General features: G+C 61.2%; 13 protein-coding genes. 1 reads left to right on the top strand and 12 read right to left on the bottom strand.

Annotation, left to right across the window (positions count from 1 at the left end; all coding sequences use genetic code 11):
- Position 1: 1 nt before the first annotated feature.
- From der to ndk, 9 genes are all read right to left on the bottom strand, one after another.
- Positions 2 to 1480 carry a ribosome biogenesis GTPase Der gene (gene der, locus SANT_RS05695; protein ID WP_025421337.1) on the bottom strand — a complete coding sequence of 493 codons (1479 nt, stop codon included), beginning with the start codon at positions 1478 to 1480 and terminating at the stop codon, positions 2 to 4.
- A gap of 136 nt (positions 1481 to 1616) precedes the next feature.
- Positions 1617 to 2798 carry an outer membrane protein assembly factor BamB gene (bamB, locus tag SANT_RS05690; RefSeq protein WP_025421336.1) on the bottom strand — a complete coding sequence of 394 codons (1182 nt, stop codon included), beginning with the start codon at positions 2796 to 2798 and terminating at the stop codon, positions 1617 to 1619.
- Positions 2799 to 2808: 10 nt separating this feature from the next.
- Positions 2809 to 3432, bottom strand: a complete 624-nt coding sequence (locus SANT_RS05685) for a YfgM family protein (protein ID WP_025421335.1) — start codon at positions 3430 to 3432, stop codon at positions 2809 to 2811.
- A gap of 13 nt (positions 3433 to 3445) precedes the next feature.
- Entirely contained in the window at positions 3446 to 4720 is a 1275-nt protein-coding gene (gene hisS, locus SANT_RS05680) for a histidine--tRNA ligase (protein ID WP_025421334.1), read from the bottom strand.
- Between the two features lie 18 nt (positions 4721 to 4738).
- Entirely contained in the window at positions 4739 to 5860 is a 1122-nt protein-coding gene (ispG, locus tag SANT_RS05675; protein WP_025246218.1) for a flavodoxin-dependent (E)-4-hydroxy-3-methylbut-2-enyl-diphosphate synthase, read from the bottom strand.
- A gap of 40 nt (positions 5861 to 5900) precedes the next feature.
- Positions 5901 to 6869 carry a cytoskeleton protein RodZ gene (gene rodZ / locus SANT_RS05670; RefSeq protein ID WP_025421333.1) on the bottom strand — a complete coding sequence of 323 codons (969 nt, stop codon included), beginning with the start codon at positions 6867 to 6869 and terminating at the stop codon, positions 5901 to 5903.
- Entirely contained in the window at positions 6859 to 7629 is a 771-nt protein-coding gene (pilW, locus tag SANT_RS05665) for a type IV pilus biogenesis/stability protein PilW (protein WP_025421332.1), read from the bottom strand. The genes rodZ and pilW overlap by 11 nt, the downstream gene beginning before the upstream one ends.
- 66 nt (positions 7630 to 7695) lie before the next feature.
- Positions 7696 to 8877 (bottom strand): bifunctional tRNA (adenosine(37)-C2)-methyltransferase TrmG/ribosomal RNA large subunit methyltransferase RlmN, encoded by a 1182-nt coding sequence (locus tag SANT_RS05660; RefSeq protein ID WP_025421331.1) that lies wholly within the window; start codon positions 8875 to 8877, stop codon positions 7696 to 7698.
- 172 nt (positions 8878 to 9049) lie between these two features.
- Positions 9050 to 9481: a nucleoside-diphosphate kinase gene (gene ndk, locus SANT_RS05655; RefSeq protein WP_025421330.1), complete on the bottom strand. Its 432-nt coding sequence runs from the start codon at positions 9479 to 9481 to the stop codon at positions 9050 to 9052.
- Between the two features lie 300 nt (positions 9482 to 9781).
- Here ndk and sseA point away from each other — a divergent pair, with 300 nt between their 5' ends.
- Entirely contained in the window at positions 9782 to 10630 is an 849-nt protein-coding gene (sseA, locus tag SANT_RS05650; RefSeq protein ID WP_025421329.1) for a 3-mercaptopyruvate sulfurtransferase, read from the top strand.
- Between the two features lie 174 nt (positions 10631 to 10804).
- Here the strand turns inward: sseA and sseB are convergent, their stop codons facing one another.
- The 3 genes from sseB to SANT_RS05635 form a co-directional block, all read right to left on the bottom strand.
- Positions 10805 to 11599, bottom strand: a complete 795-nt coding sequence (sseB, locus tag SANT_RS05645) for an enhanced serine sensitivity protein SseB (protein WP_025421328.1) — start codon at positions 11597 to 11599, stop codon at positions 10805 to 10807.
- Between the two features lie 78 nt (positions 11600 to 11677).
- Positions 11678 to 12973, bottom strand: a complete 1296-nt coding sequence (gene pepB / locus SANT_RS05640; protein WP_025421327.1) for an aminopeptidase PepB — start codon at positions 12971 to 12973, stop codon at positions 11678 to 11680.
- Positions 12974 to 13689: 716 nt separating this feature from the next.
- Complete coding sequence (locus SANT_RS05635) at positions 13690 to 14886, bottom strand: IscS subfamily cysteine desulfurase (RefSeq protein WP_025421326.1); 1197 nt, start codon at positions 14884 to 14886, stop codon at positions 13690 to 13692.
- Positions 14887 to 14889: the final 3 nt, after the last annotated feature.

The following is a 14889-nucleotide window of genomic DNA, read 5'->3' as shown; positions in this document are numbered from 1 at the left end:
CTTATTTGTTTTTCTTGATATGGCTCATTAACCGTTTACGTTTACGCAGCTGCGTTGGCGTCAGGGTGTTACGCCGGCCGGCAAAGGGGTTGGCGGCCTCGTTGAACTGAATACGGATGGGCGTGCCCATTATCTCCAGCGAGCGGCGGAAATAGTTCATCAGATAACGTTTATAGCTGTCCGGCAGATCTTTAACCTGCGTGCCGTGGATCACCACGATCGGCGGATTATACCCGCCGGCGTGGGCATACTTAGGTTTGACGCGCCGTCCGCGCACCAGCGGCGGTTGATGTTCATCCACCGCCATGCGCATGATGCGCGTCAGTAGTGCCGTGCTCACCCGCTTGGTGGCGCATTGGTAAGCTTCATTTACCGACTCGAACAGGTTGCCGACGCCGCTGCCGTGCAGGGCCGAAATGAAATGAACCCGGGCGAAATCGATAAAGCCCAGACGGTGATCCAGTGCTTGTTTCACGTCGTCGCGCGTTTCGCTGGACAGGCCATCCCATTTATTGACCGCGATCACCAGCGACCGCCCGCTGTTGAGAATAAAGCCCAGCAGCGATAAATCCTGATCGGAGATACCTTCGCGCGCGTCAATGACCAGCAACACCACATTGGCATCTTCGATAGCCTGTAGGGTTTTGATGACGGAAAATTTTTCCACCGTTTCCGTGACTTTACCGCGCTTGCGCACGCCGGCGGTGTCGATCAAGACATATTCCCGCTCGTCACGCACCATCGGAATATAAATGCTGTCGCGGGTGGTGCCGGGCATATCGTACACCACTACGCGCTCTTCGCCGAGAATGCGGTTGGTCAGCGTGGATTTACCGACGTTGGGACGGCCGACGATCGCCAGCTTTATCGGCAGCGACTGCGGGTCAAAGGGCTCTTCCTCTTCTTCCTGCGCCAGCGCCTCGGCTTCATCGTCCGGCCAGGGTTCAAACTCGTCTTCGTCGCCCGCATCGTCCAGCGGCAGGCCGTCGCTTACCAGCGGCAGCAGAACTTGCTCCAGCAGGCTGTTGATACCGCGCCCGTGCGAGGCGGCGATAGGCACGATGTCGCCCATGCCCAGGGCATAAAAATCGCCTACGGCGCTGTCGGCATCGATGCCGTCGGTTTTATTGGCGACGATGACCGTGGTTTTCTCGCGGCTGCGCAGATGTTTGGCGATACCTTGGTCGGCCGCCATCAGCCCGGCGCGTCCGTCCACCATAAACAGCACGATATCGGCCTCTTCAATCGCTACCAGCGATTGCCCGGCCATCTGGGTCTCGACCCCTTCTTCCGTGCCATCAATACCGCCGGTGTCGATAACGATAAATTCATGGCCTTCCCATTCGGCACGACCATACTTGCGGTCACGCGTCAGCCCCGGAAAATCCGCCACCAGCGCATCACGGGTGCGCGTCAGTCGATTGAATAGAGTGGATTTTCCTACATTCGGGCGCCCGACCAGCGCGACGACAGGTATCATTATTACAACCTCATCAGGTAAAAAACGGGTAATACAGCAACAGGACTGATTATATAAGACAAAACGGCTCCTGAATATGTCAGGAGCCGTTGCGGGAAGCGTCTATCCGGCTACCGGCGCCGGATGATAGCACGCCTTAGCGGGTAATGGCGTAAACCTCGCCATTTTTCGCCTGTACGATAAGTTTATCGCCGGCAACGATGGGAGCCGCCAGCAGGCCGGCGCTGTCCACTTTTTGCTGCGCGACAAACCGGCCGTCATCGGTATTGATCCAATGCAGGTAGCCTTCCGAGTCGCCGGTAACGATATAGCCGTTATACAGCACCGGGGAGGTCAAATTGCGGTGCAGCAGGTCGCTCTGGCGCCAGAGGGTCACGCCGCCCTGGGTATCCACCGCAATCACCCGATCGTTCTGATCCACCAGATAAATTCGTCCGCCGTCCACCAGCAGATTGGTGACGGAGCCGATTTCCCGCGACCACATTACCTGGCCGGAGCGCAGATCCAGCGCCGCGAGGTTGCCGTTATAGGCCAGAGCGTAAACGACGCCGTTGACCACGACCGGGGTGGTTTGCACATCGTTGATACGGGCGATTTCCGTGGCGCCGCTCGGCTGCGAGATGCGCTGCTGCCAAATCAGCTGGCCCTGATTGATCATTACCGCGCTGACGCGGCCGTTATCGCCGCCCACGATCGCGGCGCCAAACGCCGTGGTCGGCGCGGATTCGCCGCGCAGCGTCAGCGGCGGCACATCGAGGTTAACGGTCCATTTCACCGCGCCGTCGGCCTCATTAAGCGCCTGTAGCATGCCGTTGCTGGTATGCACCAGCACCACGCCATCGCTCACCACCGGGGTGGACAGCGCTTCGCCGGCCACCGTCGTCTCCCAGGCGAGACTGCCATCCTGTGCGTCGAGGGCGTAGACTTTAGCCAGCTCGCTGCCCACGTAGACCCGATCTCCCGCCGCCGTTACGCCGCCGGAGAGCTGCGCCGGACGATTGCGCGAAAAGAAGCCGGTGCGGATGGAAAGATCCGTTGACCAGATTTCTTTACCGCTGTCCGCATCCAGCGCTTTCACCACGCCTCGACGATCGGCCGCGAACACGCGGGCATCCTGCCAGGCCGGGTGCAAATTGGAATAGAAATCGCCGGAGCCGCCGCCGACCGAGCGGCTCCATACCGTCGTCGGTTGAAACTGATTGTCCACTTTGGGCAGCGGCGACATGGTCACCACGTCCTCTTCGCCGCTGAACCACGCGCACCCGCTGAGCAGGGTGACCGATAACAGTCCTACAAACATCGTCTTACGCAATTGCATGGGGTCCCTCTCAGCTGGACAGATTATTCAGTTTCATGCGCACTAGCGCCTGCAGCGCCTGCGGCGCGCCGGACTGCAGCGCTTTTTCGTAGGCGGCGCGCGCGGCCTGATGATCGCCTTTAACCACCTGCGCATCGCCGCGGGTATCCTCCACCAGCGCCGTCCAGCCCTTCTCCTTCACGCCGTCGAGGGTTTTCAATGCGCCATCCACATTGTTCTGCTGCAGCTGCACGCGCGCCAAACGCAGATTAATGATCGATTGCAGATTGGCCTCGCGGGTTTGGCCAAGCGCCTTTTGCAGGTGCGTTTGGGCGGCGGCGAAATCGCCCCGCTCCGCGTATTGCCGCGCCAGCCCCAGAGAGGTCAGCGCGCCATAATTATTGTCGTTGGCGTCGGCAAAATGCTGGGCGGCGTCCAACTGCGGCTGGCCTGCCTGACCGGCAAGACCGGTGTTCACCGGCTGCCAGGCGCTGGATGCCGCCGTCATGGCGTCGTTGTGATGATTATGCCAGTAACGCCAGCCCACCAGAGCGCCAACGCCTAACACGACGCCTATCGCCAGCGCTTTGCCATTATCGACAAAGAAACGACGCAGCGCTTCGCGCTGTTCATTATCAGTGCTGTAGACTTCCACGGTGTCCTTCTCCTTAACCTAAAATCGATGCCAGCCGCGCGGCGACATCGCTCTGCGCCAGCGTTTCCTGGTTACCCGTGGCCAAATCCTTCACCACCACCTGCTGCGCCGCCGCCTCGCTTTCTCCCAGCACCAGCGCGACGCGCGCACCGTGCTTATCGGCGCGACCAAACTGCTTTTTAAAGCTGCCGCCACCGTAATTGGTCATCAGCCGCAGGGAAGGCAGCGCGTCACGCAGCTGCTCCGCCAGCCGCAGCGCCTCGCGCTGCACGCCGTCCCCCGCCGCCACCAGATAGGCGTCGACACGCGGCGCGGCGGCAAAATCCGGGTTAACCGCCTGCACCAGCAGCACCAGCCGCTCCAGCCCCATGGCGAAGCCGACGGCGGGGGTGGGGCGACCGCCCAACTGTTCCACCAGGCCATCGTAACGGCCGCCGCCGCAAACGGTACCCTGCGAACCCAAGCGGGTGGTCACCCACTCGAAAACCGTCCGGTTATAGTAATCCAGACCGCGCACTAAACGCGGATTAACCGTATATGGGATGCCGGCCAGGTCTAAAAGTTCACACAGACCGGAAAAGTGGCTGCGGGAATCGTCGTCAAGATAATCGATCATGACCGGCGCATCGTTGAGCAGCGCCTGAATATCGGGGTTTTTGCTGTCCAGCACCCGCATCGGATTGGTGTGCATACGGCGGCGGCAATCCTCGTCCAGGCGGTCTTCATGCCGCCCGAGAAACGCCACCAGCGCCTCGCGATACCGGGCGCGCGCTGCCAGCGACCCGATGGAGTTCAGCTCCAGCGCCACATGCTCGCTGATGCCCAGCGCCCGCCACCAGCGGGCGGTAAGCAGAATCAGCTCGGCGTCGACGTCCGGCCCCTGTTGACCAAACACTTCGGCGCCCATTTGGTGAAACTGCCGGTAGCGCCCTTTTTGCGGACGCTCGTAGCGGAACATGGGCCCGACATACCACAACCGCTGTTCCTGGTTATACAGCAGCCCGTGTTCGATCCCGGCGCGCACGCAGCCGGCGGTCCCTTCCGGACGCAGGGTCAGACTGTCGCCGTTGCGATCGGTGAAGCTGTACATCTCTTTTTCCACCACATCGGTGACTTCACCGATGGCCCGCTGGAACAGCGGGGTCTGCTCGACGATCGGCAGGCGGATTTCATTGTAGCCGTAGCTGGCCAGCACGCTCTTAAGCGTCCCTTCAACGCGCTGCCAGAATGCCGTCTCTTCCGGCAAATAGTCGTTCATGCCGCGAATGGCCTGGATGTTCTTTGCCATGTCGAATCTCTACCCGTGTTATTTTTCTATCAGATTGACCGCGATGCGATTATTCTCGTCCAACATTGCCGCTTTCGCGCGAATGCGGGCCTCTAATTGGTCGATCATCAGTTCGTTATCGAAACGCTCGCGCTGGCGAACGCCGTCTTCGTAAAAGCCGCTTTTGTTATGGCCGCCGGTCACCCCCAGCGTGGAAACCAGCGCTTCGCCGGGACCGTTCACCACACAGCCGATGATGGAGACATCCATCGGCGTAACGATGTCCTCCAGGCGCTGTTCCAGGGCGTTGACGGTGCCGATAACGTCAAACTCCTGGCGCGAACAGGTCGGGCAGGCGATGAAATTGATACCGCGCGCGCGAATTCGCAGCGATTTCAAAATGTCGAAACCGACCTTCACTTCCTCCACCGGATCCGCCGCCAGCGAAATGCGCAGCGTGTCGCCGATGCCCTCGCTGAGAAGCAGCCCCAGGCCAATAGCCGATTTCACTGCCCCGCTGCGGGCGCCGCCGGCCTCGGTGATGCCCAGATGCAGCGGCTGATCGATGCGCGACGCCAGTAGGCGGTAGGATTGCACCGCCAGAAACACATCGGAGGCCTTCACGCTGACTTTGAACGCGTCGAAATTAAGTCGGTCGAGGATATCCACATGGCGCATAGCGGACTCCAGCAGCGCCTCCGGCGTGGGCTCGCCATATTTTTCCTGCAAATCGCGCTCAAGGGAACCGGCATTGACGCCGATGCGGATCGGAATATTGTTATCGCGCGCGCAATCCACCACTGAACGGATGCGCCCTTCGTTGCCAATGTTGCCGGGATTGATGCGCAGGCAGTCGACGCCGTATTCGGCCACTTTCAGCGCGATGCGATAGTCAAAATGGATGTCCGCCACCAGCGGCACCGCGACCTGCTGCTTGATGAGTTTGAACGCTTCGGCGGCGTCCATGGTGGGTACCGACACGCGCACAATATCAACACCGACGCGCTCCAGCGCCTGTATTTGCTGCACCGTCGCCGCGACATCGGTGGTGCGCGTGTTGGTCATTGACTGCACCGCGATGGGGGCGCCGTCACCTACCGGCACCTTGCCGACGTAAATACGTTTCGATTTTCGACGGATTATGGGTGCGGAATTATGCATTGATCTTTCTCCAACCTTGCCGACTGGCTTTACTCTTTACTTACTGGGCGGCTACGGTCAGTCGCGCAACCTGATTTGATCGGATGAACCGGCTCAAATCCACCGGTTTGCCTTGATATTGAACCTGCACTGCGGCCGGGGCGCCGATTTTCAATTTGTACGGCGCCTGGCCGGTAAGATTCAGCGTGGCGCCGCTGTGCTGAATACCGCTGAACAGTTTCTTACCGCCGGCGTCAAACACCTCGAGCCAGCAATCGCCGGTGAAATTCATTACCAGCGCATTGCCGTTTGCGTCTGCGGCGCCGGCTTCCGGCGCGGCGGGCGTAGCCGCTACGGCCGCACTCTGCGGTGCGGAGGGACTGACCACCGCCGGCGCCGGCGAGGCACCGCCGGTCTGGCCGGCGATGTCGGGGGTGGACGGCGTTGCGGCGGCAGGCGCAGCCGGCGCTGCGCTCGGCGCTCCGGCGTCGGCCGGCTGGTCCGCCGGCGGCTGGCCGACGTCGTCAGCGCCGTCGCCGAGGGGGACCGTGGTCGTATCATCCCCCTGGGAGAGCTGGGCGGAGGATTGATCGGCCATGTTGGCGATGTCCTGCTGCTGAGCCTGATGGTTCTGCCACCACCAGGCACCCGTCAGACCAATCACCACAAACAGGATAAGCCAGGTGAACCCCATCAGCCAGCCGTCGCGTTTCTTGCGGGTTTTGCCCAGCGAGAAGCTCTGCATCGGCGCGACCTTTGAGGCTTTTATCGGCGCCTGCTTGGCCATCATCGGCATCAGTTCTTCTTCAGAAATATGCACCAGGCGTGCATAAGAGCGGATATAACCGCGCAAGAACGTCGAGGCTAGGTTGGGATTGGCGTGATCATCTTCGATATCGCGCACGGTAGACACCTTCAGGCACAGCCGCTCGGCCACCGCCTGCTGGCTTAATCCCATATTTTCGCGGGCTTGACGCAGACGTCCACCCGTGGTGGTTGGTGCTTGATCTTGGAGAGCTTCAGTATTCATTAGCTAAGAATTGCTGGTACTGTTCGGATTGTGGAAAACTTCGCGCAAGCCGTGCGCCATAACGTTGCACGTCATCGGGCCGATTGGCTAACGCAGCGAAACGAATCTGTAACCATAAACTTTCGGCGCTGGCCGGAAGCACATGTTGGTAAACATCCAATAGCCGCTGCGCTCTGTCAGGCCGACCCGCCGTTAATTGCCGGTTCGCTTCAGACACCAGCGCCACGCCCTTTTCAGGATCATACTTCAGCGCGCGCATCAGTAAACTCCGCGCCTGCGCGTCGTCCCCGGCCTTGAAAAAGCAGTAGCCGGCGCTCTCCAGACTATCGGCAACCTCACCGTAATCCGCCGATTGCGCGGCGGCGGCAAACTGCTGTTGCGCCGGTACATACTGCCCTAAACCACATAAAAACGCACCGTAATTATTCAGAACTTCGCTATTTTGCGGCGCCAGTTTCAGGGCCAGCTGATAGCGATTCTGCGCGGCGGCGGTTTCCCCTACCCGCTGTTCATACTGCGCCATCCCTAACTGGGTGCGGTAATCGCCCGGCGCGGCCTTCACCGCCATCGACAGATTCTGCCGGGCGGCGTCCAGATTGCCCGCCGTCAGGTAGGCCATCCCCAGTTGCAAACGGGTCGGGGCGGACTGCGGCGTCGCCTGCGGCAACGGCGCGTCGTCCCGTGCTTGCCGATTATCACCGGCGCAACCGCCCAGCAGGGCAATCATGACTGCCAGTCCACCCATCCGAATCAGCTTCATGCCGGTTCCCGTATCAATATCGCTACATCCGTTAACGAGGGTCAACATCAGCGCCAGCGCCGACAATCAGACCGCCTTCACCTCAATCGGTTCGCCGTTCAAGCGTTTACGCAACGTCCGCTTGGTACGGTCGATCACCTCTCCCGCCAGCTGTCCACAGGCAGCGTCAATATCGTCACCGCGCGTCTTTCGCACGATGGTGGTGAACCCGTACCCCATTAGCACTTTGGCGAAACGATCCACCCTGCTGTTGGAGCTGCGGCCATAGGGGGCGCCAGGGAACGGGTTCCAGGGAATAAGGTTAATCTTGCACGGCGTATCTTTCAAACATGCCGCCAGTTGATGCGCATGCTCGGTGCCGTCATTAATGTGGTCGAGCATGACATACTCCACCGTCACGCGCCCCTGATTGGCGTTGGATTTGTCCAGATAGCGGCGTACCGCCGACAAAAACGTATCGATGTTGTACTTGCGGTTGATCGGCACAATTTCGTCGCGAATCGTATCGTTCGGCGCGTGAAGCGAAATCGCCAGCGCTACGTCTATCATATCGCCGAGCTTCTCAAGCGCCGGCACCACGCCCGACGTCGACAGCGTAACGCGGCGCTTGGACAGCCCGAAACCGAAATCGTCCAGCATGATCTCCATCGCCGGCACCACGTTGGTGAGGTTCAGCAGCGGCTCGCCCATGCCCATCATGACCACGTTGGTGATAGGTCGCTGGCCGGTGACCTTGGCCGCGCCGATGATCTTGGCCGCGCGCCAAACCTGGCCGATAATTTCCGACACCCGCAAATTGCGGTTAAAACCCTGCTGCGCGGTAGAGCAAAAGGTACACTGCAGCGCACAACCCACCTGGGAGGAGACGCACAGCGTGGCGCGGTCGTCCTCGGGGATGTAGACCGTTTCCACCTGCTGGTCGCCGACCTTGATGGCCCATTTGATGGTACCGTCGGCGGAGCGCTGCTCCTCGGCGACTTCCGGCGCGCGGATTTCCGCTAGCGCTTTCAGCCTGGCGCGCAAATGCTTGTTGATGTCCGTCATCTGATCGAAATCATCGCAACAATAGTGATAGATCCATTTCATCACCTGATCGGCGCGAAAAGGTTTCTCCCCCAGCGACGAGAAAAATTCGCGCAGCTGCTGGCGGTTCATATCAAGCAGGTTCAATTTCTGCTGGGCCGCGGGCGCGGGAGAAGCGGACATTACCGCCACGGGTGAGCGTTCAGATACCATGTGTTCAGACATCATTTTATTGCAGGCCTCGTTATTACACGTTATGGCGCGAAATACATAAAGAAATGCCCCGGCCGAGTGCGGACTACCACCTCATCCGGGGCGCATTGGAGACTGATTTTAGCGCAGAGCTGCCTGGCTTGAAAGGTGAAGCAGCCCTTTTTTCGCCGTTGTGCGGCGACGATTAGCGATTACGGGCGCAAACTTCGCCGTCGGCGAAGAAATAAGCGATTTCGCGCGCGGCGGATTCAGCGGAATCCGAACCGTGTACCGCGTTTTCGGTAAAGCCATCGGCATAGTCGGCGCGCAGCGTGCCGGCCAGCGCATTGGCGGGATTGGTGGCGCCCATGATTTCACGATTGCGGCGCACGGCGTCTTCCCCTTCGAGCACCTGCACCAGGATCGGGCCGGAAATCATAAAATCCACCAGGCTGTCGAAGAAAGGCTTGCCTTTATGCTCGGCGTAGAATCCCTCGGCCTGCTCACGGGTGAGCTGGAGCATTTTGGCGCCGACCACGGTCAGCCCGGTGCTTTCAAAGCGCTGGATAATGGCACCGATGACGTTTTTGGCCACGGCGTTCGGCTTGATGATGGAAAAGGTGCGTTCAATGGTCATGAGAACCTCTAGGTGGTTTTTGTTATGGCCGCGCTAATTCGCTGTTACGCCGGCCGGTGCAAGTGGCGCAGATTATAGGGGCGCGTGCAGCGCTCCGCTACCCTTAAAAATAACATTTAATTAAAAATAACCTCCCCACGTCAACAATGGCGCCTCCAGCGTTCCCCACGTCGCTTTTCCGCCCGCCCTGACCCGGTCGCCGCCGTCTGCGCCTTGAAGCCAACGGCAAAAAAGCCGACAATGCCCGGCAATGCGATGGCGCCGGCACAGTGTCCGACGCACGCCGAGACGGAGCCTATGATGACCCAACCGTTATTCGTTAGCCAGCAGTGGCTACAGCAACATCTCGATGACCCCCAGCTGCGTATTCTGGACGCACGCATGCTGCCGCCCGGGTATCAGGGGCCGCGCGATATCGTGGCGGAATTTCGCGCGGGCCATCTGCCCGGCGCGGTGTTTTTCGATATCGAGGCCCTGTCCGATAGCGCCTCTTCCCTGCCCCATATGCTGACTTCGCCGGCGCAGTTCGCGCGCGATATGGGCGCACTCGGCGTTAGCGACGCCCAGCATTGCGTGATTTATGACGACGGTTCGCTGTTCTCAGCGCCGCGCGCCTGGTGGATGCTCCAGAGCAGCGGCGTCCGGCAGGTGTCGCTGCTGGCGGGGGGCCTTGACGCCTGGTCGCGCGCCGGAGGGCCGTTGGAAAAGGGACAACCGACGCTCGCGCCGCAGACCTTTACGCCGCGCAGAGCGGCTAATCGCGTGCGCGCGCTCGACGATATCCGCCGCATCAGCGTCGACCGCTCCGCGCAAATTGTCGATGCCCGACCCGCCGCCCGCTTTCGCGGCGAGGCGCCGGAGCCCCGGCCCGGCCTGCTGCGCGGTCATATCCCCGGCAGCCTCAATCTCCCCTGGGACCAGCTGGTGCAAAACGGGCAGCTAAAACCCCTGCCGCTGCTGGAAGAGCAAATACGTCAAGCGGGGATTGATATCAAGCGGCCTATCGTCGCCAGCTGCGGTTCCGGCGTCACCGCGGCGGTGGCGGTGTTGGCCCTCACGGCGCTCGGTGCGCAGGACATCAGCCTGTATGACGGTTCGTGGAGCGAATGGGGCGCACGCGACGATACGCCTATCGCCGGCGCGCAATGATCTCCAACGCCGGCGCGGGTCTTGCGTTGGCAGACCGCCGGCCCTTTCACGTGACCGTGCGCCGTCGAACGACCGCCGCGGCCGCGGCGATGGCTTTTAGCCGAAAGGGGTCTGCGGCGCAGGGCAGCGGGCGGGAGGCCAATCCCGCCGCCGTGCGCGGCCGCCAGCGTCGTCTTATGACGGGGCGCCGTCCTTCACCGACCGCAGCCAACTGCCCCAGCGCCGTTCGTAAAAAGGCGTCAGGTGGTGGATGAAATAATGGCTGATGCCCGCCTCGCCCTCCTCAACCAGGCAGATATCCACCGGCTGCTCGTCCGGCGCGGTATCGGTCGCCACCTGACCCGTTGCTTGAATCGCTTCCTCGGCAGCGCTATCGCACTCCAGACCGATAAGCCAGTGCGGCTCCTGCTCCGCGTCATCCCGCACCTGCATTAGATAAGCCCGGCGCACCTGCTTGTATTGCGCGAATAATGCCGTCAGCGAGGCTACCATCTGTTGCGGCATCTCCGCCGGCTCGCTGAGGGTCATGCGCATCTCCCCTTCCAGAACCTGCCGTTCGGTCAACGCATCGCCGTCGTTGCTCAGCAGTGCCGCGACTTCATCCGGGGCAAAGGACTTGCCGTAGGGTAGCTTGGGATTGAGAAACAGCTCGGCCCCGGCGGTCATGGCGAACAATGTGCGCACCGGCAGCGCGACAAAAGGCTGCGGCCCCGCCACCGCGCTTTCCAGCGCCGCCACCGAAGTAAAAAAGGGAATCGCCGATCCGCCGTCTTGTTTTTCCCAGTGCTGCAAGGTGACCGGCGACGCGCCGTCATCGCGCGCGGCACCGGCTATCCAATCATCGCCGGCTTCGCCCGGTACATAGACCGTCGCCGTCAGCAGCAGCTTGAAAAAAGCCGGGCGATAAGCCGGATCGCCGGCGGCGCGTTCGAGCGCCTGTTCCAGCGCATTATCTTGTGAGAGGGTCATACTTAGCGATTCCAAACGCCGCCTGAACGGTCGTCATGTCAAGCGGAAAAACGGCCCGCACGCGAGCCAAAACGGGCATCAGTCCTGCGCCTGCGCCAGCAGCAAGTTGGCAAGCGTACGCACGCCCAGCCCGGTGGCGCCGGCGGACCATTGCTCCACCGCCCCTTTGCGGTAGGTGGCGGAGCAGTCGATGTGCAGCCAGCCCTGGCGATAATTTTCCACAAAATGCGAGAGAAACGCCGCGGCGGTACTGGCGCCGGCGCTGTGCGCGCCGCCCGCCACGTTGCTCATGTCGGCAAAATTGGACGGCAGATGATGTCGGTGGAATTCCGCCAGCGGCAGACGCCAGAACGGTTCATTCTCTTCGTCGGCGCTTTGCATCAACGCCGCCACCAGCGCGTCGTCAAAGCTGAACAAGGCGTGATAATCATTGCCCAGGGCGGTTTTCGCGGCGCCGGTCAAAGTCGCACAGTCGATAATCAACTGCGGCCGCGCCGCGCTGGCGTCGATAAGCCCATCCGCCAGCACCAGCCGGCCTTCCGCGTCGGTGTTCATCACTTCCACCGATTTGCCGTTGCGATAGCGAATAATATCCCCCAGCTTGAAGGCGTTACCGCTCACCATGTTGTCGGCACAGCACAGAATCAGCCGCACCCGTTTGTTCAAACCGCGACTGACGGCCAGCGCCAGCGCGCCGGTCAGCGTGGCGGCGCCGCCCATATCGGACTTCATCGAATCCATGAAACTACTGCCCTTCAGGCTATAGCCGCCGGTGTCGAAGGTAATGCCTTTCCCCACCAGGCAAGCCAGCACCGGCGCTTGCGCGTCGCCGCCCGGATTATAGTCCAGCGTCAATAAGACCGGCTGGCGATCGGAGCCGCGGCCGACGGTATGCAACCCCATATACTGGTTATCAAATAGATCGTCGGCTTTCGTGATGCGGTAGCTGATGGCGTCGTCAGCCACGGCGGACATAATATCTACCGCACGCTGCGCCAGCTGCTCCGGGCCAAGCTCCTCCGCCGGGGTATTAATGGTATGGCGCACCCAGTCAACGATTTGCAGCCGATTGTCCAGCTCCTGGCGCGCCGCTTCGGGCAACGTCGGCCACGCCACATGGCGCTCGCCTTTGGGCGCGCGGTAGCCCTGCCAGAACGCCCAGCACCGCGCCAGATCCCATCCTTCTCCCACCAGCGCGACCTGTTTTATCCCCTGGCCGTCAATTTTGCGCCCGGCGCGCTGAATAGCGCTTAGCGCATCATCGCCCGTCAAATGGACGGTCATTCCGTGCTCGTCGGCGCTCAATAACGCCTTTTCGCCCCAGCGCGGGTCGGCGGGTGCGGTGGAAAGCGTGAGCTGCATCGCTTCGGTCATCATGAGACTGCTCCAATAAATTAGGGTAGTAATGCCGTCTGTACGTATCCGGTACAGTGGGGTGTCATAGCGATCCCGGGCCGCCTATGTCAAAGCGGCCTCTGGCCGCCTGGCTGGCCTGACCGCCGGCTGATGTGCTTCATCTAACCAGACCCTAACGGTCGCCGCCAGCAGTTTTTCTTCCGGCGCCGGCAACTGGCGCGAAAAGCAGCGGCGGGGTTATGGTCGTTGAAACAGATGACAGAAAAATGACAAATTCGCGCCGCAAGATCTTGGCCGCGCGTGCCGCGGCGCGGCGTTGAACAGGGCGGGGGCAACCCAGCGCCGGCTTTGATCGCGGCGGTGAAAGCGCCCGCGGCGGCTAAAGATAAAGTCCAGTGAGGGCCCACGCACCCGATCGGGCGAGCCGGCGGCGTACCTGAGCGTGGGGAGCAACGGCGGCGCGCAATATGCCGCCGTAAAAACCACAGACGCCGCTGAAGGAGAAAACGTGTCGAGGGATCCCCCAAGGCGCTGTCTGCCGCCGCAAAAAATCAGAGACGCCGCCGAGGGAGAAGGCATGCCGAGGGATCCTCCTAGGTGCTATCTGCCGCCGCAAATCCGCAGGACACCAACTAGGCCCGATTGCCAGACGACACAACCGTCGAGAGAGACGGCATGGCAAAGGAGCGCGACCGGTACCGCATGCCGTGGCAACGCGCTGGCGAGCAGAGATCTTAGCGCAGCATCCCGTTCGCGCCAGCGCCGGCGGCGCACTGCGGCGCGACCTCGCGCAGGCGCGCAATGGCCGTTCGGGTCTGGCTGATGGCGTAATCGATGTCTTCCGCGGTGGTAAACCGCCCCAAAGAGAAACGAATGGCGCTATGGGCAAGCTCATCATCCAGGCCCATGGCGCGCAGGACATAGGACGGTTCAAGGCTGGCGGAAGTACAGGCGGATCCCGTTGAGACCGCCAGATCCTTAAGCGCCATGATAAGAGACTCACCGTCCACATCGCGGAAGCTAACGTTAAGCACCGTCGCCACGCGCTGTTGCAGGTCGCCATTAACGAACACGCCGTCTATCTGCTGCAGCCCCTGCCATAACCGGTCGCGCAGCGCCCGCAGGCGCGGCATTTCGCTCGTCAGCGCCTGCGCCGCGAGTTGATAGGCTTCCCCCATCCCGACAATTTGATGCACCGGCAGCGTCCCGGAGCGCATGCCGCGCTCGTGACCGCCGCCGTGTATCTGGGCCTCGACCCGCACCCCCGGTTTACGGCGCACGAACAAAGCGCCAATGCCCTTCGGGCCATAGACTTTATGGCCGCTGAACGACATGAGATCCACCGGCAACGCGGCCAGATCGATGGGCAGTTTACCGACGCTTTGAGTAGCGTCCACATGGAATAGCGCCCCACGGGCGCGGCACAGTTCGCCAAAAGCCGCGATATCCTGGATCACGCCGGTTTCGTTGTTGACGTGCATCAACGACACCAGAATCGTGTCATCCCGCAGCGCATCGCTTAACTGCTGCGGAGTAACGATACCGTTCGCCGGCGGCACCAGCCAGGTAACATTGAAACCTTCCTGCTCCAACTGGTGACAGGCATCGACCACCGCTTTATGCTCGGTGACGGCGGTAATGATATGGCGACCTTTAGCGCGGCCGGCGTGAGCAGCCCCCTTCAGAGCCAGATTATCGGACTCGGTGGCGCCGGAGGTGAAAACGATTTCGCGGGGATCGGCCCCAACCAGGGCGGCGACCTGATTGCGGGCAATATCGACGGCTTCTTCCGCCTGCCAGCCGTAACGGTGGGAGCGGGAAGCCGGATTACCGAAAATACCGTCCAGCGTAAGATGCTGCATCATCTTCTCCGCCACCCGCGGATCAACCGGCGTAGTAGCGGAGTAATCAAGATAAATCGGTAATTTCATGAA

The sequence above is a fragment of the Sodalis praecaptivus genome, from assembly GCF_000517425.1.
Classification (GTDB): Bacteria; Pseudomonadota; Gammaproteobacteria; order Enterobacterales; family Enterobacteriaceae; genus Sodalis_A; species Sodalis_A praecaptivus.
The sequence above is the reverse complement of the archived record's forward strand: the minus strand, read 5'-3'. Positions and strand labels throughout refer to the sequence as shown.

Coding starts and splice junctions, on each gene's coding strand:
- der (WP_025421337.1), bottom strand. CDS start 1,480: ATGATACCTGTCGTCGCGCTGGTCGGGCGCCCGAATGTAGGAAAATCC.
- bamB (WP_025421336.1), bottom strand. CDS start 2,798: ATGCAATTGCGTAAGACGATGTTTGTAGGACTGTTATCGGTCACCCTG.
- hisS (WP_025421334.1), bottom strand. CDS start 4,720: ATGGCAAAGAACATCCAGGCCATTCGCGGCATGAACGACTATTTGCCG.
- ispG (WP_025246218.1), bottom strand. CDS start 5,860: ATGCATAATTCCGCACCCATAATCCGTCGAAAATCGAAACGTATTTAC.
- rodZ (WP_025421333.1), bottom strand. CDS start 6,869: ATGAATACTGAAGCTCTCCAAGATCAAGCACCAACCACCACGGGTGGA.
- pilW (WP_025421332.1), bottom strand. CDS start 7,629: ATGAAGCTGATTCGGATGGGTGGACTGGCAGTCATGATTGCCCTGCTG.
- SANT_RS05660 (WP_025421331.1), bottom strand. CDS start 8,877: ATGTCTGAACACATGGTATCTGAACGCTCACCCGTGGCGGTAATGTCC.
- ndk (WP_025421330.1), bottom strand. CDS start 9,481: ATGACCATTGAACGCACCTTTTCCATCATCAAGCCGAACGCCGTGGCC.
- sseA (WP_025421329.1), top strand. CDS start 9,782: ATGACCCAACCGTTATTCGTTAGCCAGCAGTGGCTACAGCAACATCTC.
- sseB (WP_025421328.1), bottom strand. CDS start 11,599: ATGACCCTCTCACAAGATAATGCGCTGGAACAGGCGCTCGAACGCGCC.
- pepB (WP_025421327.1), bottom strand. CDS start 12,973: ATGACCGAAGCGATGCAGCTCACGCTTTCCACCGCACCCGCCGACCCG.
- SANT_RS05635 (WP_025421326.1), bottom strand. CDS start 14,886: ATGAAATTACCGATTTATCTTGATTACTCCGCTACTACGCCGGTTGAT.